The sequence below is a fragment of the Streptococcus suis genome (assembly GCF_002960425.1).
GTDB classification, from domain to species: Bacteria; Bacillota; Bacilli; order Lactobacillales; family Streptococcaceae; genus Streptococcus; species Streptococcus suis_S.
Genome location: NZ_POIZ01000083.1, coordinates 39,015 through 61,758, shown reverse-complemented (window position 1 = coordinate 61,758; position 22,744 = coordinate 39,015). Strand labels below are relative to the sequence as shown.

Below are 22,744 nucleotides of genomic sequence, written 5' to 3'. Positions count from 1 at the left end.
GGTCGATAGTTTGTCACTTTTCTATCGACTTTTCTTTTTAGGAGGTTGCTATGGCAAATACATTATTAAATGTTACAGCAGTATCCAAAACTTACGGAAAGCAAAAAGTTCTAGATAATATTAGTTTTGATATTAACTGTGGAGAAATTTGTGGTCTAGTGGGAGAAAATGGTGCTGGCAAAACTACCTTAATCCGAATTCTTGCAGGATTGATTTCGAGTAATTCTGGAGAAATAAGCGGTTTAGAGAGTCAAGCTGTTTCCTGTATAGTAGAGTCACCTGCTCTATATCCCCATTTATCTGCAGGTGACAATCTTCGTGTTCAAATGATTGGTTTAGGAATCGGAACGGATAAAGACAAAGTCAAAAATCTATTACGAATGGTTGGACTTGAGGGTGTAGATTCTAAGAAAAAAGTGAAAGATTTTTCTCTTGGAATGAAGCAACGTTTAGCAATAGCCTTGGCTATCTGTGATTGGCCCAAACTACTCATATTAGATGAGCCAATAAACGGTCTGGACCCTGTAGGTATTAAGGAAATTCGTGAGATTCTTCTGCTTTTGAAAAATGAATATCGTATGACCATTCTAGTTTCAAGCCATATCTTGTCTGAATTAGACTTAGTCGTTGACAAGTATATCATCATGAGCAAAGGAAAAGTGTTGCAAATAATACAAAAAGATGATCTGAAAAAACTACTTCAAACCAAACGGATTGTTAGAGTGGATAAGGAGCATGAAGCACTTGAAGTGTTACTTTCCGAGGGAATTGAGGCGATAGTGACCGAAGAAGGAATTGAGCTTTCAGAAATTGGGAAATCAACTAGCTGGATTATTGATTGTTTACGGAAAAATGAGATTCAAATCGAGGAAATCATTAAATTTCAACCGAGTTTTGAATCCTATTATCTATCTTTGATTGCAAGAGAGGAGGTTCCTCATGTTCCATAAAGTGAAATCAGACTTTTATAGGGTATGGAAAGAAAGGAGTTTATTTTTTCCAGTCTCTCTGGTGATTCTTTTAGGAGTACTCTTCGCTTATCTGATGAGAGAAACTGATGGACAAGGAGGTATTACGATTATTTTATCTTCAGTAGCAGGTTTTATTCCTCTATTCTTCTCAAGTGCTTGTAATCTAGTCTGGGGAGAAGAATTTACCAATCGCACCATTAACCATGCAATCATAAAAAGCTCCTCTCGTTTTTCAGTTTATCTTTATAAATTATTTGAAACCTTGTCCCTGTGTTTTGCATACACGCTTTTACTATTTTTTACAGTAATTGTATGTAGAATTTTTTTGAATGGACAAGTAGATGTGGGTGAATCATTTGACCTACTCATTAAACAGTTGCCATTTCATCTCTGTTTTTCGCTACTGTGTCTGTTTATTTTTCAGTATGTAGATAAGATTTATCAAGCCTACCTTATTTATACCATGATTGTCTTGATGTTTGATAATTTAGTTTCGTATGTTACAACAAGTCTTTTGGCAAATGATGTCTTTTCTCATTTCTTTCTATTTAATCAGGTAAAGTTAATCACTAATCAAACAGAATTTTTTACTCCGTCTAGTCTCATTGCATTGATATTTAGTGTTGTCTATTTATTGAGTTCGTACTTACTTTTTTCTAGTAGGGAGTTTAAATAGTTTAAGGAGGGCACTTGTAATGAAAAAAATAATCCCATTTTTCATTTTAATCATTACTTTTTTAGGAGTTGCGATTTACCTAAGTTTAGAGAGTGACAAAACAGATGTAGAGATTGCTAAGTCTTGGACTGTAACGAGCAAAGAAATTAATACGATTGAAATCTATGGTAGCGAACAACCTTTTGAACTTGAAATTGTGGAGACTGACAATGAGGTGACGATGATTAGTTTGACAGGGAAAATTTCTGAAACAGCAATGTCAACACTTGAGAAGGCGGATATAGGTACAAATGATGCTTATATACCATTGAGTAAAAAGGGTTTTAAGTTAGTTACCGTCGCAAGTGGGAAGAGTAGTTTAAAAGCAAAAATTGAATTGGCAAAAGGTGCTACATTTAAAGAAGTTTATGTTGATACATGGAATGGTACTGTAGATATTACTCTGCCTCGAAGTTACGATGGAGGATATGATGTCAAGTTGAATAGTGGGGCAAAGTTATTAGAAGTTCCTGAAGAAGGAGCTAATAAGGCAAGTATCCTCAAAATAGATGCCTATGCCGATGTTAGCATCAGAAAGGGTGATTAAGATGATTACTCATCATAAACAGGTTTCTATGTTGGATTGTGGCTTGGCTTGTATCAAGATATAACGGTGTCTGAACAGGCATCGTTTTTTGATGGCAAAAACCACCCTAATCAGAGTGGCCTATTTTCGTTTATACTTTTCTAGGAGTTTAGCAGTTGCTAATCGGATAACAGCCAGATAGAAACCTGTCACCCCAGCCATTTCTAGCAGGAGTTTCTGCAACTGCTTCCCTACTGTTATGGTAGACAGAGGATTAGTGCCAATCAGAATGGGATAGTGTTCTTGGAAGGTAAATTGGAACTGATGTACCAATAGAAGTAGCATGAATAGGATGAGAGTATAGATAGCAACTTGGAGGAGAAGAGCAAGTGAGGTCAGGCTAGTGGCATATTGACCAGGGGATAGTCCGTTGATAAAGAGGAGGCCACGATGTTTGGAAAGGTCGGTCATGAGGAGCCAAGCTAAGAGACAACAGATGACAAGGGGGATGATATAGATACTAGCTGGAAGAACTTGTAACAAGGTCAGATAAACATCCTTGGGAGCAGTAGGGTAGTGAAAAGCAAGAGCTTGCTCTAGAACTTTTTTATAGACTGTGATACGTTCTGCCAGTTCGCTGTTCGTAAAATGGTTGATATTATGCCCCTTTGCCTCCCAGTTTTGCAAGGTCTGGTAGAGTTCTAACTCCGTTTCAAGTACCTCCTGACTTTTTCCTTGGATATGTTCCTTTTCTAAGTAGGTGGTCGTCAGTTCCAAGAGTTTTTTATAATAATCCATGCTTTCCTGGTCTAAGGCTTGGGCTTCCTTATCGTCAGCATACAAGAAGGTTTCAGCTTCTTTTTTGACTTGTATGATACGGGTTCGGTCCTCAAAGCGCAAGTTTTCGGCCTCTAGAACATTCCGATAGGACAGAGCAAGCGGGATAAGAGCCACAGCAGTCATGAGGGCTAGAAAAATAGCATTGCGTTTCAGTCGTAGAATGAAAAGGGACAATAGATTCATGGTCAAGCCTCCCTATTCAAATAGTTCTTTATAGATTTCTTCGGACTGGTGCTCCTGAATGCTAATATCTAGAATTTCCACCTGACACGCCATGACTTGGTCTAGGTAGAAATGCAGACTGTGAACACTGGTGTCTAGCTGAATGCTATCATTGGCCAAAGTCAGTCCCTTCATTTGCCCAAGTTTCTGATACACTGTCTGATTGTCACTAGTCTGAATGGCATATTGTCGCCCAACCTGTTCCAGTTTTCGCTCGATGATTTTTCCTTGTTTGAGAAAGAGCAGTTGGTCGGTTAGTTGATCCACTTCGTTTAATTGGTGGGAAGACACGATAATGGTTGACCCATTCTTGGCTAGTTTCTGGAGCAATTTTCTGGTCTGGATGTAGCTGGTCGGGTCCAAGCCGTTCAAGGGTTCATCCAAGAGCATAACCTGGGGCTTGTTCATAATACCGATAGCCAGCAGGAGATGTTGCTTCATTCCCAGGGAATAATTTTTGACAGGGATCTTCACATAATCACGGATGCCGATTTCTTGGATGACTTCCTCAATCCGCTCTTTTGGTAAATCTTGGATAGCTTGAACCAATCGCAAATGCTCCAGCCCAGTCAATTCAGGGTAGAGGACCCGGTTGTCCTGCAGGTAGGCAAAGGTTCGGTAGATAGTTGGATTATCGTGCTTTTTGCCATTTATTGAAATCTCTCCCGAATCAAAGGTTTGCAGGTTGGCAATGCAGTCTAGGAGAGTTGTCTTTCCAGCTCCATTTGGTCCAATCAGGGCCCAGATTCCAGGCTCCATCAGTTCTAGGTTTAGCTGGTCTAGTATGTTCTTTTTCCCGTAGGATTTGCACAAATTGTGAATGGATAATCGCATGGTTAGACCTCACTTTTTCTTGTCAGGAGATAGAATTGCAGGCAATAGATGAGCAGGTTACTGATGAGAAGGACCGTAAAGACTTTTGGAATGCTGTATCCTGTTAATTGCTGGTAGATGATAGCACTTCCGTCAGCCAGATTGCCTGCACTCCATAGGCTAAATGGATTGAAGATATGGGGATAGAAGTTGGCAGAGATGACAAGTCCCAGTGTGACAACCAGTCCAGCCAGTCCATTTTTTAAGACTCTAGCCAAGGTCTGTGCCACTCCCAGCAAAAATAGAAGGTAGAGATAGTGCATGCCACAGGCCAGTAAGATGACTTGGTAAATAGGTTTTATGGTTGTGGTGATAAAACTGTAAGCCAGTCCCTTACTGCTATAGGTGGTGACGGGATAGATCCAGCTACTATTGCCATTTAGTAAAAAAGCGATGAGCAAATGGCTCAGATAGAGGGCGAGAAAGAGGGCGGTATAGAGTAGCAGGAAAGCCAGGTATTTATTGGTTGTAATTCGGATTCTAGTCAGCCCTAGGGTCTGTAAGAGGCGGATTTGTCGGTTAGTTCCCTGCTGGTCTTTGATGAAAAAATTGGTGAAAGTTAAGAGAAAGAGAGGAAGGGTGATGACCAGGCCTAGCTGTTTTTGACCCTGCCAGATTTCATGGCTAGTTCCCTTTAAGGCCTGCTGGCCCAGACTCTTGACGATTTCTCTATCTGTTGGTGTTTTGGGATGTTCAAAGGCTGTTAGGTAAAGCTCAGTTGGAAAGGCAGAGGGTATCTCCTTTTCTAACAGATACTTGGAAATCAAGAAGGTATTTTCGATGGTTTGTGGGGTAAATTCATAGCTTCGGTAGGAAAGGCTGACGTATTGGCCATCCTTCTGATAGTGCTGGATATTTTTCTCATAAAAATAGGTCCAGTCCTCCTTTTTGACCGCTTCAATCTCCTTCTGGTAGTTGGCAATATAGTCTGTAAAGAATGTTTTTTCAGCCTGGTAATCCTCTTCGCTGAGGGCTTGTTTCTGATACTGTGTTTCTAAATCTTGTATGATATTTTCAAATTTTTGAATGTATTGTTCATAGTTCTGGATGACATTTAATTTGGCTTGCCGATTTTGGTAGCCTGCTAGAAGGGAACTAGCTAGAATCGTCATCAGCATGACCAAGATAGCGACTAAGTTTTTCTTGATACGGAAAAATAGTTTACCTTCAATCTGAAACATAGATACCTCCAAAAGAGAAGAGATTGTAGGGGCAGGTATTAATTTTTATCTAGAGATAGTTCCTGAATAGTAGGCTAAGTAATAACCGTCACTGGTTTTTGATAATCGGTTAAGCGTAAATCGCCAGAATATCTTATCTATATACTATTATATATAATCATCTGAAAATCGTCAATAAAAAATGAAAAATTTAATATAAAAATTACGAAATTCATTTTTAAATAGTGTATAATATTATTAAATAAATTTGGAGTATGTTATGAATAGTATATGCGGTAGTCGTTTTAAGCAACGAAGAAAAGAACTTGGACTGACTCAGAGTGCCTTAGCTAAGGATATTTGTGAGCAGAGTTTGATTAGTAGAATCGAAAATACCAACCTTTCTCCCTCATCGGAAATCCTTTTTCTACTGTCTAATAGGCTGGGTGTGACTATGAATTATTTTTTTGAGGAATTTGTTCAAGAAAGTAGACATAGCATTGGAAAAATACGAACTATTTTCTCCCAACAATTGCTTCTCAGAAATTATGAAATTGTAGAGCAATTGTATGTGAAAGAGGTGAAAAGCAGACACTTATTGAATGAGGAAGATAAGGCCTATTTAGACTATATTTTTACCTTGGTTCAATTTTACCTATACAATGAAAGAGATTTTGCGACAAAAGAGTTTGATAGACTAAGTGCTATTATCGCTCCTCATTACTATTTTTATTTAGATTTTTTGAACAGTTACACTATTTTTTTAGGTGAAGTTGGTGAAGATGACAAATATATGGAGTTGGTCAGCAATGTAAAATCAGAGGTGAATAAGCTTGATTTATCAATCAATACCGACTTTCAAGCCTATATAAAGATTGGTTACAATTATGCTAGATTTCTTCTAAAACGGAAACAGACGAACGTAGCTTTAGATGAAGTGACAGAACTGATTAACCAATTGAATGCTTATAATAGTAGTTTTTTATTGCCAGATTTACTATGTTTGTTGGGGAATATCAGCAAAGGCTTATTGAGAGAAGATGAAGTTTTAGATTTGTATGAGCAGGCACTAGTTTTATACAAGTTACAAGGAAATACAAAGTTATATTTGTCATTGAAGAATTTTTTAGTAACAATGGGTAAGGAAATATAGTGAAAAATTAGTTATATCAAAAAGGAGGTATGTATGAAACGGATAGTTAAATTTGTGTGTCTGTTTCTCGCAATCGCAATAGTAATCTTTCCTGTAAAGAGGATTGTAACGAGAACTTCTGACGGATTTGATCCTGGGGGAATTCATATTATGAAAAAGTAAGGGACTTGTATATCTTTGTCTAATTTGATATACTAAATTCATCGAAAACAAGGAGGGTCTTTTATGGAAAAGACACAAATTATTCAAGACGTTTTGGCCCTCATTCAAGACTTGAATCAGGCCTTTCAAGCAGACAAGCGGGGGACAGTTGATGAACAACGGTTCCAGCATAATCTGACAGAGACGACACGCCTATTGTCGGAGGCCAGGTCGGTCACCAATTCAGAACTGATTGCGATTGAGAAGTTTTATCGTTCGACCAGTTTTTTGGTTGGACTGGGCGATCTGCGATTGAGTGAGAAAAGCAGGCAGGCTTGGCAGGCCTTTGATCGCTACTACTACCAGACCATCAGAGAAGAATTGAAACTCTATGGTGGCTCTGCTATTGCCCAAATATAATAGATGATCAGAGAGGGTGACAATCCCTCTTTTGTGCTATAATAAAGTATAAGAATATAGTTGTTAGGAAGAGAAGAAGCGAGGTGTGCCATGTCCTACATCCAAGTAAAGAATTCGTCAAAATACTACCAAATGGGGGATGCCACCATTGTGGCCAATGAGGGTGTGTCCTTTGAAATTGAGCAGGGTGAGCTGGTTATCATTCTTGGCTCATCTGGTGCTGGCAAGTCCACGCTTCTCAATATCTTAGGAGGCATGGACAGCAATGACGAGGGAGAGGTTTGGATTGACGGTGTGGACATCGCCAAGCTGTCCAGTCATGAATTGACCAACTACCGCCGAGATGATGTTGGCTTTGTCTTTCAATTTTATAATCTGGTTGCCAATTTGACTGCCAAGGAAAATGTGGAACTGGCAGCAGAAATTGTCAAGGATGCCTTGGATGCCGAGGAAGTCTTGGAACAGGTCGGACTTGGTCACCGTATCAATAATTTCCCCGCCCAGCTTTCAGGCGGTGAACAACAACGGGTGGCCATTGCCCGTGCCGTTGCCAAAAAGCCTAAAATTCTCCTCTGTGATGAACCGACTGGGGCTTTGGACTACCAAACTGGTAAGCAGGTCTTGCAAATCCTGCAAGATATGTCCCGCAAGCAAGGAGCTACGGTGATTATCGTGACCCACAATAGCTCACTGGCTCCTATTGCGGACCGAGTGATTCGGATGCGGGATGCCCGCGTGCATTCGGTAGAGCTGAATGCAGATCCACAGGACATCGCTAGTTTAGAATATTAGTGGGGGAGCATATGAAAAAGAAAATCTACTGGAAGGATATGAGGCAATCCCTCCTTTCTTCCAAGGGGCGTTTTCTGTCCCTATTTAGCCTGATGATGCTGGGAGCCCTAGCTCTGACAGGTCTAAAAGTGACAGCTCCCAATATGGAAAGGACTGCCCAAGCCTATATTACTGACCAGAAAACTATGGATTTGGCAGTCGTTTCTGGTCTGGGTATCAGTCAGGCTGACATGGATGAATTGGCATCCATTAAAGGTGCGACAGTAGAGGCTAGCTATTTTAAGGATGTGGTTGCTAAGAAAAATCAGACTGCGATTCGGCTTTTTTCAGCTCCAAAATCTATTTCCACCTATAAATTGCTAGAAGGGAAATTGCCCAGTCAAAAGGGGCAAATTGCTCTGTCTCCTTCCTTACAAGAAAGCTATAAAGTGGGAGATCCATTTCAAGTAACTGAGCCTGACAAGGATGGCACCATCCTGACCCAAACGACTTTTACAGTTGTTGGTTTCGTAGCTTCGGCGGAAATTTGGGACAATGAAACCATGGGCATGGCCGCAAGTGGAGATGGTCAGTTGACAGGATATGGAGTTGTTTCGGAGGAAGTTTTTCAATCTGATGTTTATACCATAGCTAGAATTGTCTATGATGATTTGGCAAATTTGCCTTACTACAGTCAGGCCTATCAGGAGAAACTGGACCAACACCAAGAAGACTTGGAAAAGTTATTGGCAGATAATGATGAACAGCGGTTGGAAACCATTCAGGTAGAAGGGCAGACAGAGATTGCTAAGGGTGAAGAAGACATTGCTCAAGCTCAAAGCCAGCTGGACCAAGCAGCAGAAGACCTGGCGACTGGTCAGGAGCAAGCAGCAAGCGGTCGCAGTGAATTTGCGCGTGGACGGGCAAAGCTTGTTCAGTCGGAAATGGAATTGCGAGCAACTCTTGCTCAATTATTACAAACCAAGTTCCAGCTAGAAGAAAGCAAGAAAGAGCTGGACAGCCAGAAGGCTAAATTAGACCAAACTAAATCTTTTTTGGATGGAAGCCACGAGGGTCTACTTGAAACTGCTCAGCGCTTGGAAAATGCCAAGCAGGAACTGGATGGGCAAAATGCCCAACTCAGTCAGACAGCTTCACAAATTTCAACTGGTCGTGCCGATTGGTACCAAAATCAACAAGGTTTAAATCAGTTGATTGCCAGTCAGGTTCAGGCTGGACAGACCTTATCTGACCATCCTGACTTATTAGCTAGACAGGAAGCCTTGGACGCAGAAAAAGCTCGCTTAGATCAACTGGAAGCTAACTATGACCAAGCCAACCAAGACTATATCAATAACTATGATTATTACCAATCAAAAGTTGCAGAATATGAAACAAACCTAGCTGACTACAACATCTGGAATCAGGAATACCAGACTGGTTTGGCCCACTACCAATCAGGTTTGGGGCAGTATGAGCAAGGTCTGGCAGCCTATCAAAAGGGCGTTTCAGATTATGAGTGGGGTGTCAGTCAATTAGAATCTTCTGACTTGAAACTGCGTCAGGAAGAATTGCGATTGGAAGAAGCAGACAAGGAATTAGCTCAGGCTCAATCCCAATTATCAGAAAAACAAGCGGAAGCCAACCAAGAAATCAGCCAAGCCCAAACAGAGATTGCCCAGGCCAAATTTGACTTGAGCAAATTAGAAAAATCTCCCTATCAGATTTACAGTCGGACTAGTCTCCCCGGTGGAGATGGCTACACCACCTATAGTAATGCGACTAAGTCCATTGCGGCAGTAGGCAATGTCTTTCCAGTAGTTCTCTATCTGGTCGCAGCTCTGGTTACCTTTACCACCATGGCCCGATTTGTCGATGAAGAGAGGACCCAGTCAGGGCTCTTCAAGGCACTTGGCTATACCAATGGTCAGGTTATGGCTAAGTTTATCCTTTATGGACTAGCAGCAGGCCTAGTTGGTACCTTTGTCGGCATACTGATGGGGAATCTTGTCCTATCGCCTATTATTTCAAGCATTATCACCCAGACGACAGTCATCGGGTCTGCCCAGCTTCATTTTTATCCACTTTGGACAGGTCTGGCCCTCTTACTTTCTCTGATTTCATCCGTCCTCCCTGCCTATTTGGTAGCTCGGAGAGAATTGACAGAGAAGCCAGCCCAGCTCCTCCTTCCAAAACCTCCCGCTGCTGGCTCCAGCATTTGGCTAGAAAAATGGCCAGCCATCTGGTCCCGCTTGAGCTTTACCCACAAGGTGACTGCCCGAAACATCTTCCGCTACAAGCTCCGCATGCTCATGACCATCTTTGGTGTGGCAGGGACAGTCGCCCTCCTCTTTGGCGGTCTAGGCATTCGTTCCTCTATCTCAGGGGTTGTCCAACGGCAGTTTGGGGAGCTGATCCATTATGATATGTTGGTAGTGGAAAATAGCAGAGCAGAGGAGAAGGATTTAGATGATTTAACAGATTTTCTCCAGTCAAACCAAGTTGGTCAATCCTTGCCAGTGGCTTTTGAACAACTCCATCAAACAGTGGAGACAAATGGCCAAAGAAAGAATGTATCGATCAGCCTCTTTATTTCAGACCGTCAGGATCTAGGAAATCTAGTCAGTCTTGAAACGTCATCTGGTCAGCCTATTCAACTGAGTGGCAGGGGTATTGTCCTCACGGAAAAACTCGCAGCTATCTACGGTGTGACAGTCGGAGACAAGCTATCGCTGACCTTGGAGGATAAGGAAGTGCCGGTCAGGGTCGCTGCTGTGGCGGATATGTATGCAGGACACTTTATCTATATGACCAGAGGTTATTACGAGCAAGTGACTGGCAAGCAAAAGACTGCCAATGCCTATCTGGTGCAGTTAAAAAATGACCAGACCAGCCATGTTCAAACGATTTCTAGCCAGCTGCTAGCCATGCCAGCGGTCAGAAGTCTGGTGCAAAACACCTCCCTCATGTCCATGCTGACCACTATTGCAGGCTCACTACAGACCATTATGACTATCTTGGTGGTCCTGTCTATCCTGCTTGGTCTGGTTATCCTCTACAACCTGACCATCATCAATATGTCAGAGCGTATTCGAGAACTATCGACCATAAAAGTTCTGGGCTTCCATAATAAGGAAGTGACCCTCTATATTTATAGGGAAACTATGGTTCTTTCCTTGATTGGTATGGGGCTTGGGCTGATTGGAGGTATCTACCTTCACAAGCTTCTTCTTGCCATGATTGGTTCGGACAGCATTCGTTTCAATCCAGCAGTCAGCCTTGAAGTTTACGTCATTCCAGTGATAGCTATTGTTGGTATTTTGGCAGCCCTTGGCATCTATGTCAACCATCATCTAAGAAAGGTGGATATGCTGGAAGCACTCAAGTCTAACGAATAGAAAGGACAAAATGAAAAATAATACACTATTTACACTATTGAACACTATATTGATGATACTGTATTATGCATCCTATGTTTTAGTCCTTTTTGCTTTTTTAGAGTGGGAAGGGAGAATGATAGCGTTTATCACGATAGTATTATTTGGAATTCCCTTGATTGCATTTTTTCTACCCTTTGTTGGAGGGGTGATGTTTTCTACAAAAAAATGGATTATCCTCTGCCTTTCCTATTTATCAGCTTGTCCAGCAGTTTATTTTCTCCAAGTTGCTCTGGCAGACGGTCTTCCTCTGAGAGGGCGAACGGATTTTACTGGAGATACCCACGCCTTGCCTCTTTACATTACCTATCATGTCATCGGGGCAATTATTCTCTTTTTAGTAGTGGCGACGATTTCATTTCTTTTCAATGTAGCACGACTGTGGCATGAAAGACGAGAAAATTCTATCAAAGAGTAGGAAATTTCCTGCTCTTTTTCATTCCCAATACTCTCGGATACCAAAACAGATAAAGCATGCTATAATAGAGTCATGAAAAAAAATAAATTATTACTCATTGATGGCTCTTCGGTAGCCTTCCGTGCCTTCTTTGCACTATATAATCAAATTGACCGCTTCAAGAATGCCAATGGTCTGCATACCAATGCCATTTACGGCTTCAATCTCATGCTGGACCACATGATGAAGCGGATTGAGCCGACCCACATCCTGGTGGCTTTTGACGCCGGCAAGACCACCTTCCGTACCGAGATGTACGCCGATTACAAGGCGGGCCGTGCCAAGACGCCCGACGAGTTCCGCGAGCAGTTTCCTTTCATTCGTCAGATGTTGGATGCCATGGGGGTCAAGCACTATGAGTTAGCTCAGTACGAGGCAGACGATATTATCGGTACCTTGGACAAAATGGCAGAGCGGACAGACATTCCCTTTGATGTGACCATTGTCAGCGGTGACAAGGACTTGATTCAGCTGACAGACGAAAATACCGTTGTCGAGATTTCCAAGAAAGGCGTTGCCGAATTCGAAGAATTTACCCCAGCCAACCTCATGGAAAAAATGGGTATCACCCCCGCTCAGTTTATCGACCTCAAAGCCCTCATGGGCGATAAGTCCGATAACATCCCAGGTGTGACCAAAATCGGTGAAAAAACAGGCCTCAAACTCCTGATGGAACACGGGTCACTGGACGGTATTTACGAAAACATCGACAGCATGAAGGCGTCCAAGATGAAAGAAAACCTGATTGCTGATAAGGAGCAGGCATTTCTATCTCGGACCCTTGCCACCATTGATACCAATGCTCCTATTGAAATTGGACTGGATGACCTGATCTATGAAGGTCCCAAGGTAGAAGAACTCGGTCAATTCTACGATGACATGGGCTTCAAGCAGTTGCGGGCCCAGTTGGGAACTAGCGCTGAGGAAGAACTTCCTGCAGTCGAGTTTCAAACTGTCACCGAATTGACTGAGGGCATGCTACGCGCAGATCAATTTTTCTATTTTGAAATCTTGGGTGAAAACTACCACCGAGAAGACTTGATAGGACTAGCTTGGGGAGACAAGGAGCAGATTTATGTCGGAGGACCAGAACTCCTCGATAACCCAATTTTACGCCAGTTCTTGGAAAGCCAGACTATCAAAACCTATGACTTCAAGCGTGGAAAAGTCCTCCTTGCCCGCCAGGGTTTGGACTTGCCATTGGCTAGCTTTGACAGCCGTCTGGCAAAGTACCTCCTGTCAACAGTCGAAGACAATGCCATCACCACTATTGCCAACCTTTATGGTCAAACTCGTTTAGTTCCCGACGAAGTAGTCTATGGCAAGGGGGCAAAATTGGCTCTGCCTGCCCGAGAAGATTTCTTCCCTCATCTTGCCAATAAACTACAAGTCCTTATTGAAACCGAAGCAGTCATGCTCGAAAAACTGGAAGAAAACCAGCAAATTTCCCTTCTTTTTGACATGGAATTGCCTCTGGCAAATGTCCTAGCCAAGATGGAAATCACAGGAATCAAGGTTCAAAAAGAAACCTTGCAGACCATGCAGGCTGAAAATGAAGTCTTGATTGAACAGCTAACCAAGGAAATCTATGAGTTGGCAGGTCAGGAGTTTAATATCAATTCGCCGAAACAACTGGGAACTATTCTTTTTGAAGACATGGGCTTGCCTTTGGAATACACCAAGAAAACCAAGACAGGCTATTCGACGGCAGTGGATGTTTTAGAACGTCTGGCGCCAATCGCTCCAGTTGTTTCCAAGATTTTGGACTACCGTCAGATTACCAAGTTGCAATCAACCTATGTGATCGGTTTACAGGATGCCATTTTAGAAGACGGCAAGATCCATACCCGTTATGTACAGGATTTGACCCAAACAGGTCGCTTGTCCTCGACAGATCCTAACCTGCAAAATATCCCAGTCCGTCTGGAACAAGGTCGACTCATTCGCAAGGCCTTTGTGCCATCGCTTGAAGACAGCCTTCTTCTGGCATCGGATTATTCACAGATTGAATTGCGGGTCTTGGCCCATATTTCTAAGGATGAGCATTTGATTGAAGCCTTCCAAAAAGGTGTAGACATCCATACCTCGACTGCCATGCGGGTCTTTGGCATTGAAAAAGCAGAAGATGTGACAGCAAATGACCGCCGCAATGCCAAGGCAGTCAACTTTGGAGTGGTTTACGGGATTTCAGATTTTGGTCTGTCCAACAACTTGGGTATTAGCCGTAAGGAAGCCAAGGAATACATTGACACCTACTTTGAACGCTTCCCAGGTATTAAGAACTACATGGAAACCATTGTTCGTGAGGCGCGTGATAAGGGCTATGTAGAAACTATTTACAAACGTCGCCGTGAATTGCCAGAAATCAATTCCCGTAATTTCAATATCCGTAATTTTGCGGAACGGACAGCCATCAACTCCCCTATCCAAGGTTCTGCCGCAGATATTCTCAAAGTGGCTATGATTAACTTGGACAAGGCCATTGAAGAAGCAGGTTTGTCGACACGCATGCTTTTGCAGGTGCACGATGAGATAGTTCTGGAAGTACCAAGAGCAGAATTGGGAACTGTAAAAAAACTAGTAAAAGAAACCATGGAATCAGCCATTGCCCTGTCTGTCCCATTGATTGCAGATGAAAATGCAGGTGAGACCTGGTATGAAGCAAAATAGGAAGAGAGCTACACGGATACCTGTAAAGGCAGAAAACGTGTTGAAAGGTGAGGAGCAGAGGCTAGCTACTTGGCTATTTTACATATGTAACTTTTCTAATTTTCTTTTCTGCTTTTTCGCCTTTACTCCTTTGAGTAAAATCAACACTTTTTTAGTTTTTGCTTTACCCCATCTCTATTTTTCAATTAGACTTTTCTTATACAAACTATGGTATCGTATGGGCTATCATCCCTTACCAGAGCGGCGATATCAAAGAGGACCAAAAGGTGGAATTCACTTACCTGTATTTACAAAAAATACAGAGGAATATAAACAGATTCGCCAGCAACAGTCGCTAAAATATCAAATAATGTACAATACCTATAAGATTATTTATCGAACATGTTACTTCTCCTTTTTGTTTGTGTTTCTCTCCTTCTTGGTTTATATAGGAGAAGAAGGTTTTCCAGTCTCCTCTCAGGAAAATACCTTGTACCAATTATCTGGAGGAATTGAAGAAATAGTACCATTCTTAATGGGTGTCCTAGCTTTACTAACGTTTTTACTATTAGGGCTACTCTATGAAGCGGGAAAAGTACTATGGCAAAGTCATTTTTACCAGCGGTATCCTGTCAAAGTTTTGCTATTTGAACGGGATGAACCAATTTTATCGGTGAAAAATAGAGAAGAATTTGCTATATTTTAATTAAAAGATAAAGGATGAAATAATGAAGAAGACACTAATCATGCTAGGACTGGCTTCCTGTTTTTTGGTAGGCTGTGGAGAAAAGACAGAAAATAAGGGCACCAATCCTTCTGGGGATGATTTTTCTACAACATTGCCGATTTTAAAAGAAAAGCAAGACACAATCAATGAATCGATGAACGTCCTTGCTAATGCACCTGTGGTGGTTGTTAATGCCAACCCACCAGCTGACGAGAAACAAAAAGGCCATAAGATCCACGCAGCCAACAATGGTGTTGCAGAAAAGGACGAGGCTGGCAATATCAAGGAAAATTTTCGTTATTATGATGTGCCGACCAACTGGACTATCAATACAGAGAACACGGAAGATGAGACGGTAGCTGCAGTCTACGATGTTAAAGTTGATTCTAGCAATTTTATGGTTCAGCTTTATAACATCAATGCCTTCAATAAATCACCCCTTGAAGAAGGTCGCAATATGACCCCCGAGGAATTGGAAGCTCGCATGGCTGAAACCAATCACTCTTTCATTGAAAAAACGATTGTTACCATAAATGGTCAAGAATGGCAGGTCGGTCGTCAATTGATGACAGATAGAAAAATGGGACGCATTACCTTCTATCGCATGGAATCAACAGGTGCCTATGACGACTCTGTTGTAGTAGGATCTGTCTATTATTCTCTGGATCCAGGATTAGATAAGGATCGGACCAACCTTAAGCAGACCATCGGTCAGCTCAAGGATGTTCTGTACAATATTTCTAAAAAATAAATCTAATTAGAAAGAGTAGCAAATGATAGACTGGTTGAAGACAAGAAGCTATGGGGAGCAGTTTTGGTTAGGGTTTACTTGTGTCCTACTAAGTATGTTTTTAGCTTGGCTGACCAAAATCAATTATTTGGCAAACCTCGGCTGTGCCTCTTATGCTTTATTGATATTAGCTTTTCCAAAAATACCTAACCGGACACGGTTGACAGATAAAGAAGAAAAGACCGTCCGCTTGGTTGCCATCCTTGCACTTGTTTTATTTCTAGTTGTCTTTCGATTTGAACTATCCTAATGGAGGAACCTATGACTTATTCATTTCAAAACCCCAGTCAAGAACAAATTTTTACTTACCTGAAGAATGCCAAGACCATTGCAGTCGTTGGCTTATCTAGCCGTGAAGAAACAGCAGCCTATCGGGTCTCTAAGCTCATGCAAGAAGCAGGCTACAAGATTATCCCAGTCAATCCAAGAGCAGCAGGTGAGACTATCCTCGGAGAAAAGGTTTATGCTAGCCTTTTGGACCTTGACCAGCCGATTGATATTGTCAATGTTTTTCGTCGCTCTGAGTTTTTAGCTGATGTGGCGCGTGAGTTTGTCCAGACAGAAGCACAGGTCTTTTGGGCTCAGCTTGGATTGGAAAGCCAAGAAGCAGAAGAAATATTGCGCCAGGCTGGTCGCAATGACCTTGTCATGAACAAGTGTATCAAGATTGAATACTTAGATATGCAGGAAGCTTCATGATCGGATAGTCGGAGGTGGTATTGATGAAATTACTTACCAAATATCTTATATATTTAAGCCTATCCGCTCTCATGTTGGTCAGCCTACTAGCCTGTTCTAGCCAGATCTCATCAGTAGATAGGAGTTCAACAAGTTCGAGCAGTTCTACAAAAACAAGCTCCTTAAGCAACACTTCAACGAGCAAGCAGGTAGAAACGACTGGCTCATCATCCACGGTTTCAAGTACAAGTAGTAGTACTAGCTCAAGCCTGGCTGACGAGAGTGCCAGTCAAACCCAGACCAGTCAGACAGAGGAGAACAGCCAGGTCCTTGTTCCTAGCCAACCAGCGCTACATCCCAATTACCAAGCTATCTTGAATACCTACAGTAAGTGGATAAATGTTTTGAGAAGCGGCGGAACCTTCGATGATCCAACGGTGGAAGAAGGCTATTTAAAGAATATAAATCCCCAGGTTTCATTCTACTATACCCTCTATGATATTGATGGGAATGGTCAGGCAGAACTCTTACTGGCGACAGGTGGGGAGCACATGTTTGTCTTTTCCATTTGGGGAAATGAAGCCTATCCAACCCGCTTGGTTTCATCAGAAAATGTACGGGTATATGTAGATATTTTCGAGAATGGCTTAATCAGTAGTTTCTTCTTGGACGGCTATCGACCAGAAAGTGAGGGAACTATTTTCAGAATGGCTACTGACGGCAGTCAGGCCTATACAGTCGGAACCTTTATTCTCAATAGCCAAACAGGACAGGTGACTTCCCAAGGACCAGAAGTCCTGCCAGATAGAAGCACGGCTATTCAAGATGGATTAAACTGGTACTTATTGCAATAATCATATCGGGCACCCAGAATGTTCTGGGGCCTTTTCTTAACGTTTTCTTAAACCATTTTTAAAATAGCCATAATTGGAGATTTTTTACTTGCCTTTCCAAGTTTTAGCATGCTATAATTGGAAATCACTATTTGAAAATAAATTGAAAACGTATGTTTTTAAAATTAGAAATGAGGAAATCATGAAGAGAAAATTAACAGCTATCTTTATTGCCTTGCTGGCATTGGCAGCAGCAGCCTATAATGGCTTCTTGCTCTTTTTCCAAAAGGATACGGTGACGAGCAATAATCAAACAGCTACAAGTTCTAGCCAGACAAGTTCCACCAGTTTAGCCAGTGCCAGTAGTGAAAATAGCACAGGCGGTAAAGCTAGTAGCGCTACAAGCTCCAGTCAATCAACAGGCTTGACAGACGGTACCTATACAGGTGCGGTAACATCGACCAATCGAGGAGACTACCAGGTTCAGTTAACCGTTTCAGGTGGAAGTATCAGCGATATTAGCATCTTGCAATATCCTAATGATAACCCACAATCTCAAGAAATCAATGACGGTGCCCTACCAACCTATGTTGCAGAAGCTATCTCTAATCAATCAGCCCAAGTCAACCAAATTTCGGGTGCAACAGAAGCCTACAAAGGCTTTACAGGTTCCTTGCAAGATGCCCTTAACCAAGCCTCATGATAAAAATCGTCAGCCGAACAGTTGAAGCCATGACCCTTCCCTTTACCATTAGTCTGGCAACGACCCAAACCCGTCAACTAGAAGATGAGTTGGAAAGACTGAGTTCGACAATACTGAGCGAGCTAGATTGTTTGGAGGAAAAATTTTCAGCCTTTCGCTCGACATCGATGGTCTGTCGCTTTCAAAACGGAGATAAAAGCGTCTTACTAGACAATGAATTCCAAGAAGTTTTTGCCTTGGCAGAGATGGCCTATCAAGAAACAGATGGCGCATTTGATCCCTACTACAAGGGGGTCTATGATCCGACAGGTCTGGTCAAGGGCTGGGTGATTGAAGAGATTTTTAAAACAACATTGCTTCCCTATCTTCAACACCCAGATGTTGAAGCAGTCTGCCTAAATGGTGGTGGAGATATGCAGTTTGCGACCAAGGAAGAAAGTGCTTTTGTCTGGAAAATCGGTATTGAAAATCCTGAAAACCTCCAGGAAATGCTGGCCGTCTTTACAGCCAAGAATGGAGCCATCGCCACATCTGGTTATAGCAAACGAGGGCAACACATTCAATCCAAGAATGACCTCCAACAGATAACCTTTATGGACACTAGTCTAACAAGAGCCGATGTCTGGGCTACAGCTGGATTAAGCATGCCAGAGAACAAATTGGCTCAAGCCATCGCCCACCACCAACTCAGTGGTTTGTATATCAAACCGCAACAGCTACAATTTTTTCAAAAAGGAGAATTTATTTCGTGATTAAGAAAAATAACTATACTTTAGGATTGGCCTGGATGGTTGCCCTATTCATCCTACCATTTCCATTTATCTATACCTTCGTGACGGGAATGCCTGCGGGCTACGGTCAAATGAAGGTTAGTATCGCTTTAGGGATCGTGGCCTACGTATGGATGCTCCTAGCGATTTATATTGGAACCAAGCCCAAGTGGTTGGATCGATTGATTGGCTTGCCAGCAGCCTATATGATTCATGGAATTCTCAGTCTGGTGGCCATCTATTTTTCATTTATGCATAAGAATCTCCTGCCATCTTATGGTTTGATTGAGCAGACAGGGGATATTGCCTTTCTCATCTTCCTGTCCCTAGGCATCTATTCAATGGTGTTCATGGCAGGTTGGTTGACATCGAGAATTCGTTTCCTAGCTATCTTGAAGCGCAAACTGGAGACCACATTCAAACATGAAGTGTCTGTTTGGCTCCATCGTTTGAACCTTTTGGCGACCTTCTTAATCTTTATCCATGTTCAGTTGATTGATTATATTCGGGCAAATACTGGCTTTATGGTCGTTTTTTACCTAGCGTCTGGTTTTGTTTTTCTATCGTATTTATGGGCCAAGTTCAAGCCAAATGCAAAGGGGTATACAGCTAAGCTAGTTGCAAATCGTGAAATTGCTGAAAATATTTATGAATTGCACATTCAATTACCTAAAGGTAAGTCGGCTAAGCTGAGAGCAGGAGATTTTGTCTTCATTTCCTTCCCGGGTGTCAAGGGCTTGTCAGAGCCTCATCCCTTCTCCCTTGTCAATGCTCCTGACCGAAATGACCAGATTACCTTGGCCATTCGTGGAGATGGTGATTTTACCCGCACCCTACAAACAGTGTCAGCTTCAGCCCGTGTCCGAGTGGATGGTGGCTATGGAATGTTCCAAACGGTCGTAGAAGACCAGCAACCAAAGAACATTATCATGATTTCAGGTGGTATCGGTATTACGCCCTTGCTGTCGCTCATTGATCAATTCCCAGAAATTGATACCACGGTCTTTCACGGTGCCACAACTGAGGCATCCTTGATTTACGAAGAAAAATTCACATCTTGGGAAGCAGAAAGGGATAATTTTAGAGCTATCCGCAAAATCGGTGCCTTTGAAGAAGCAGAAGTCTTGTCTGCACTGCCACATGACTTTGATGCATTGACAGTCTTGGTGTCAGGACCTCCAGCAATGGCCCGTCACTGGATCAAGACCTTGGCCAAAAACGGAGTGCCAAAGACACACATTTTCTATGAAGAATTTGGATGGTAATGCTTCTAGCTGACCGATGCTAAACCTCTTCCATCTACCCTGTTAAAGTTGGTTTCTATTGAAACTGACTTTTTTCATAGACAAAAAAAGCCCAGCGTTTGACGTTGGACCCTGTGGTGACTGAAGAAGAGGAATGTTAGAATTGGAATAAGCTACTACACATGGCGTAAAAAATAGAAAGGAAGAAACCTATTTCAATTCTAAAGATGTAAGAATATACATTTACCATTCCTCAGTTGATAGTATAACATAAAACTATATAGAATTTCAATTATTAACTATTATTTTATTTTAAATATCGACACAAATTGAAAAAAGGTCGATTTTATGCATTTTTTGAATAAAAGAAAAGAAGCTGATTTCAGTCAACTTCTTCACTAGTATTCATAAAATATTTTTTATAGAAAAAGAATAGTCAACTCTTTCCACTATAGATGAATATTATACGAAAATAGATTATGTTATCGTTAGATTATTCATAAACGTAGTTCATTTTTTTAGCCTGATCATCCAAAATACCCTCATGGAAGTAAGACTGTGCTAGGTAGTGGTAGGGCAAAACATACAGACCGGCTAGACCAAAGGTGATGATGCTCAGCACATACCAACCGACAAAGGACAAATCCAAGGTGAAGCGTTTGAACTTATAGCCTTTCATCAATTTTCGGCTGCTCTTGATAATCGAATAGGCACCTGTGTATTCCTCACGCTCTAATTGCTCAAATAAGATAAATTCTACCTGAGAGTAGGCATAGATTTGTGGAATATAAATAGCAAATCCAATGATGGTGAGGAAAAGACCGACAATCAGGAAACTCCCTAGTAGGGCTAGAATATCCTGAGGAATAAGGTTTGGGTCGGTTAGACCTGTTGAAACGACTATGCTGGCTGAAACAATGGTAGCTCCAATCACTAGACCAATCCCAAAATAGAAGAGAAACCCCCAAAGAAAGATAAGGAAACTCTTTAAGATATAGGTCCTAATGATCTTTCCAAAATCCTTGTGGTAAAAGATACTGACGCAGTCCTTATATGACACTGCTTGCTTGGTATTTTTTGCGACTTGAAACAAGGTCCAAATGACCGATAACTGAAGCAAGCCTAGTAATAAACCGTAGAATAAAGGAAACAAGGAGGTAGAAATAAGGTAACCTGGACTAAGGATTTCCTCAGGTGTCAGGCCTGCAAGACTATTGCGAGAAGCAGAAAATAATTGAACGATAACAGATATGGCGACGGGAATTGCTGCTACTTGATAAATGCCTGTTGTATCATTTAAAGTATGCCTCGCCTTTTCCCGAATCTCAGAAATTGTAAACATCTACATAACCTCCTTACTCAACATTGTAACATAATTCTAAGTGACAAGAAAGTATTTTTTTGATAGACTGGAAAGTGCTGTGGAAATTGGCGAACTTTATGGAAGTTTGACTGATTGACCATACAAGATTAAATTCCTAGGACTGTTTTTCCTAGTTGGAGGTAACCATGACAGATGTTCCAATCAAGTATCGCTTGATTAAGAAAGAAAAGCACACAGGTGCTCGTTTAGGGGAGATTATCACACCCCACGGGACCTTCCCGACCCCTATGTTTATGCCCGTAGGAACTCAGGCAACGGTTAAGACTATGTCGCCTGAGGAGTTGAAAGAAATGGGCTCAGGCATTATCCTATCAAATACCTATCATCTCTGGCTCCGTCCAGGCGATGAATTGATTGCCCAGGCAGGTGGTCTGCACAAGTTCATGAACTGGGATCAGCCAATTTTGACAGACTCAGGTGGTTTCCAGGTTTATTCCCTGGCTGACAGCCGCAATATCTCAGAAGAAGGGGTGACCTTTAAAAACCACCTCAACGGCAGCAAGATGTTCCTGTCACCTGAGAAGGCTATTTCTATTCAAAATAATTTGGGTTCAGACATTATGATGAGTTTTGATGAGTGCCCGCAGTTCTATCAGCCTTATGATTATGTGAAAAAATCCATCGAACGTACCAGCCGTTGGGCAGAACGTGGACTCAAGGCTCACCGACGTCCGCATGACCAAGGATTATTTGGTATCGTGCAAGGTGCAGGCTTTGAAGACCTTCGTCGCCAATCAGCCCATGATTTGGTCAGCATGGATTTCCCAGGTTATTCAATCGGCGGTCTAGCTGTTGGTGAAACCCATGACGAAATGAATGCCGTCCTGGACTTCACAACCCCGCTTTTACCTGAGAACAAACCACGTTATCTCATGGGAGTGGGAGCGCCAGACAGTTTGATTGATGGTGTCATCCGAGGTGTCGATATGTTTGACTGTGTTTTGCCAACCCGCATCGCACGTAACGGCACCTGCATGACCAGCCAAGGTCGTTTGGTAGTGAAAAATGCCCAGTTTGCAGAAGACTTTACACCGCTTGATCCAAACTGTGATTGCTACACATGTAAAAACTACACTCGTGCCTATCTCCGTCACTTGCTCAAGGCAGATGAAACCTTTGGTATCCGTTTGACCAGCTACCACAACCTCTTCTTCCTAATCAACCTGATGAAAAATGTCCGTCAGGCCATCATGGATGATAACCTGCTAGAGTTCCGTCAAGACTTTATGGAACGGTACGGCTATGGGAAAAATGGTCGAAATTTCTAACATTAAAATAAC

The 22,744-nt window shown here is 42.1% G+C and carries 22 protein-coding genes; 18 read left to right on the top strand and 4 right to left on the bottom strand.

Annotated features, from left to right (window positions below):
* The first annotated feature begins 50 nt into the window (after window positions 1-50).
* From C1G57_RS09465 to C1G57_RS09455, 3 genes are read left to right on the top strand one after another with little or no spacing between them, the layout of a single operon-like run.
* Window positions 51-950, top strand: a complete 900-nt coding sequence (locus C1G57_RS09465) for an ATP-binding cassette domain-containing protein (RefSeq protein ID WP_105114677.1) — start codon at window positions 51-53, stop codon at window positions 948-950.
* Window positions 940-1,647, top strand: coding sequence for a hypothetical protein (locus tag C1G57_RS09460; RefSeq protein ID WP_105114676.1), 708 nt, complete (start codon window positions 940-942; stop codon window positions 1,645-1,647). The genes C1G57_RS09465 and C1G57_RS09460 overlap by 11 nt, the downstream gene beginning before the upstream one ends.
* A 19-nt stretch (window positions 1,648-1,666) precedes the next feature.
* The gene (locus C1G57_RS09455; protein WP_029942530.1) at window positions 1,667-2,233 is read left to right on the top strand and encodes a hypothetical protein; all 567 of its coding nucleotides are present in this window, start codon (window positions 1,667-1,669) and stop codon (window positions 2,231-2,233) included.
* A gap of 120 nt (window positions 2,234-2,353) precedes the next feature.
* Here C1G57_RS09455 and C1G57_RS09450 read toward each other — a convergent pair whose 3' ends face one another.
* From C1G57_RS09450 to C1G57_RS09440, 3 genes are read right to left on the bottom strand one after another with little or no spacing between them, the layout of a single operon-like run.
* On the bottom strand, window positions 2,354-3,235 hold the full coding sequence (locus C1G57_RS09450) for a hypothetical protein (protein ID WP_105114675.1): 882 nt from the start codon (window positions 3,233-3,235) through the stop codon (window positions 2,354-2,356).
* Window positions 3,236-3,247: 12 nt separating this feature from the next.
* Entirely contained in the window at window positions 3,248-4,108 is an 861-nt protein-coding gene (locus C1G57_RS09445) for an ABC transporter ATP-binding protein (protein WP_105114674.1), read from the bottom strand.
* Window positions 4,109-4,110: 2 nt separating this feature from the next.
* Complete coding sequence (locus tag C1G57_RS09440) at window positions 4,111-5,328, bottom strand: hypothetical protein (RefSeq protein WP_105114673.1); 1,218 nt, start codon at window positions 5,326-5,328, stop codon at window positions 4,111-4,113.
* Between the two features lie 259 nt (window positions 5,329-5,587).
* On the opposite strand from C1G57_RS09440, the gene C1G57_RS09435 reads away from it, so the two are divergent.
* The 14 genes from C1G57_RS09435 to C1G57_RS09370 all read left to right on the top strand — a co-directional run bounded on the left by C1G57_RS09435 (window position 5,588) and on the right by C1G57_RS09370 (window position 20,101).
* Window positions 5,588-6,460, top strand: coding sequence for a helix-turn-helix domain-containing protein (locus C1G57_RS09435; protein WP_105114672.1), 873 nt, complete (start codon window positions 5,588-5,590; stop codon window positions 6,458-6,460).
* Window positions 6,461-6,685: 225 nt separating this feature from the next.
* A complete protein-coding gene (locus C1G57_RS09430; protein ID WP_105114671.1) occupies window positions 6,686-7,021 on the top strand; it encodes a helicase BlpT in 336 nt (111 codons plus the stop codon).
* Window positions 7,022-7,111: 90 nt separating this feature from the next.
* Window positions 7,112-7,813 carry an ABC transporter ATP-binding protein gene (locus tag C1G57_RS09425; protein WP_105114670.1) on the top strand — a complete coding sequence of 234 codons (702 nt, stop codon included), beginning with the start codon at window positions 7,112-7,114 and terminating at the stop codon, window positions 7,811-7,813.
* Between the two features lie 11 nt (window positions 7,814-7,824).
* A complete protein-coding gene (locus C1G57_RS09420; RefSeq protein WP_105114669.1) occupies window positions 7,825-11,190 on the top strand; it encodes an FtsX-like permease family protein in 3,366 nt (1,121 codons plus the stop codon).
* A 190-nt stretch (window positions 11,191-11,380) separates the two neighbouring features.
* Window positions 11,381-11,647, top strand: a complete 267-nt coding sequence (locus tag C1G57_RS11060) for a hypothetical protein (RefSeq protein ID WP_153045628.1) — start codon at window positions 11,381-11,383, stop codon at window positions 11,645-11,647.
* Between the two features lie 72 nt (window positions 11,648-11,719).
* On the top strand, window positions 11,720-14,356 hold the full coding sequence (polA, locus tag C1G57_RS09410; protein ID WP_105114667.1) for a DNA polymerase I: 2,637 nt from the start codon (window positions 11,720-11,722) through the stop codon (window positions 14,354-14,356).
* A complete protein-coding gene (locus C1G57_RS09405; RefSeq protein WP_105114666.1) occupies window positions 14,343-15,041 on the top strand; it encodes a hypothetical protein in 699 nt (232 codons plus the stop codon). The genes polA and C1G57_RS09405 overlap by 14 nt, the downstream gene beginning before the upstream one ends.
* Before the next feature lie 22 nt (window positions 15,042-15,063).
* The gene (locus C1G57_RS09400) at window positions 15,064-15,813 is read left to right on the top strand and encodes a glucose-6-phosphate isomerase (RefSeq protein WP_105114665.1); all 750 of its coding nucleotides are present in this window, start codon (window positions 15,064-15,066) and stop codon (window positions 15,811-15,813) included.
* Between the two features lie 22 nt (window positions 15,814-15,835).
* Window positions 15,836-16,102, top strand: a complete 267-nt coding sequence (locus C1G57_RS09395; protein WP_105114664.1) for a hypothetical protein — start codon at window positions 15,836-15,838, stop codon at window positions 16,100-16,102.
* Between the two features lie 11 nt (window positions 16,103-16,113).
* A complete protein-coding gene (locus C1G57_RS09390) occupies window positions 16,114-16,551 on the top strand; it encodes a CoA-binding protein (protein WP_105114663.1) in 438 nt (145 codons plus the stop codon).
* 23 nt (window positions 16,552-16,574) lie between these two features.
* Window positions 16,575-17,384 (top strand): hypothetical protein, encoded by an 810-nt coding sequence (locus tag C1G57_RS09385; protein ID WP_105114662.1) that lies wholly within the window; start codon window positions 16,575-16,577, stop codon window positions 17,382-17,384.
* 181 nt (window positions 17,385-17,565) lie between these two features.
* A complete protein-coding gene (locus C1G57_RS09380; protein ID WP_105114661.1) occupies window positions 17,566-18,066 on the top strand; it encodes an FMN-binding protein in 501 nt (166 codons plus the stop codon).
* The gene (locus C1G57_RS09375) at window positions 18,063-18,818 is read left to right on the top strand and encodes an FAD:protein FMN transferase (RefSeq protein ID WP_105114660.1); all 756 of its coding nucleotides are present in this window, start codon (window positions 18,063-18,065) and stop codon (window positions 18,816-18,818) included. The genes C1G57_RS09380 and C1G57_RS09375 overlap by 4 nt, the downstream gene beginning before the upstream one ends.
* Entirely contained in the window at window positions 18,815-20,101 is a 1,287-nt protein-coding gene (locus C1G57_RS09370; protein ID WP_105114659.1) for an FAD-binding oxidoreductase, read from the top strand. The genes C1G57_RS09375 and C1G57_RS09370 overlap by 4 nt, the downstream gene beginning before the upstream one ends.
* A 472-nt stretch (window positions 20,102-20,573) precedes the next feature.
* Here C1G57_RS09370 and C1G57_RS09365 read toward each other — a convergent pair whose 3' ends face one another.
* Complete coding sequence (locus tag C1G57_RS09365; RefSeq protein ID WP_105114658.1) at window positions 20,574-21,422, bottom strand: DUF975 family protein; 849 nt, start codon at window positions 21,420-21,422, stop codon at window positions 20,574-20,576.
* A gap of 167 nt (window positions 21,423-21,589) precedes the next feature.
* Between C1G57_RS09365 and tgt the strand changes: the two genes are divergently transcribed.
* A complete protein-coding gene (tgt, locus tag C1G57_RS09360) occupies window positions 21,590-22,732 on the top strand; it encodes a tRNA guanosine(34) transglycosylase Tgt (protein ID WP_105114657.1) in 1,143 nt (380 codons plus the stop codon).
* Window positions 22,733-22,744: the final 12 nt, after the last annotated feature.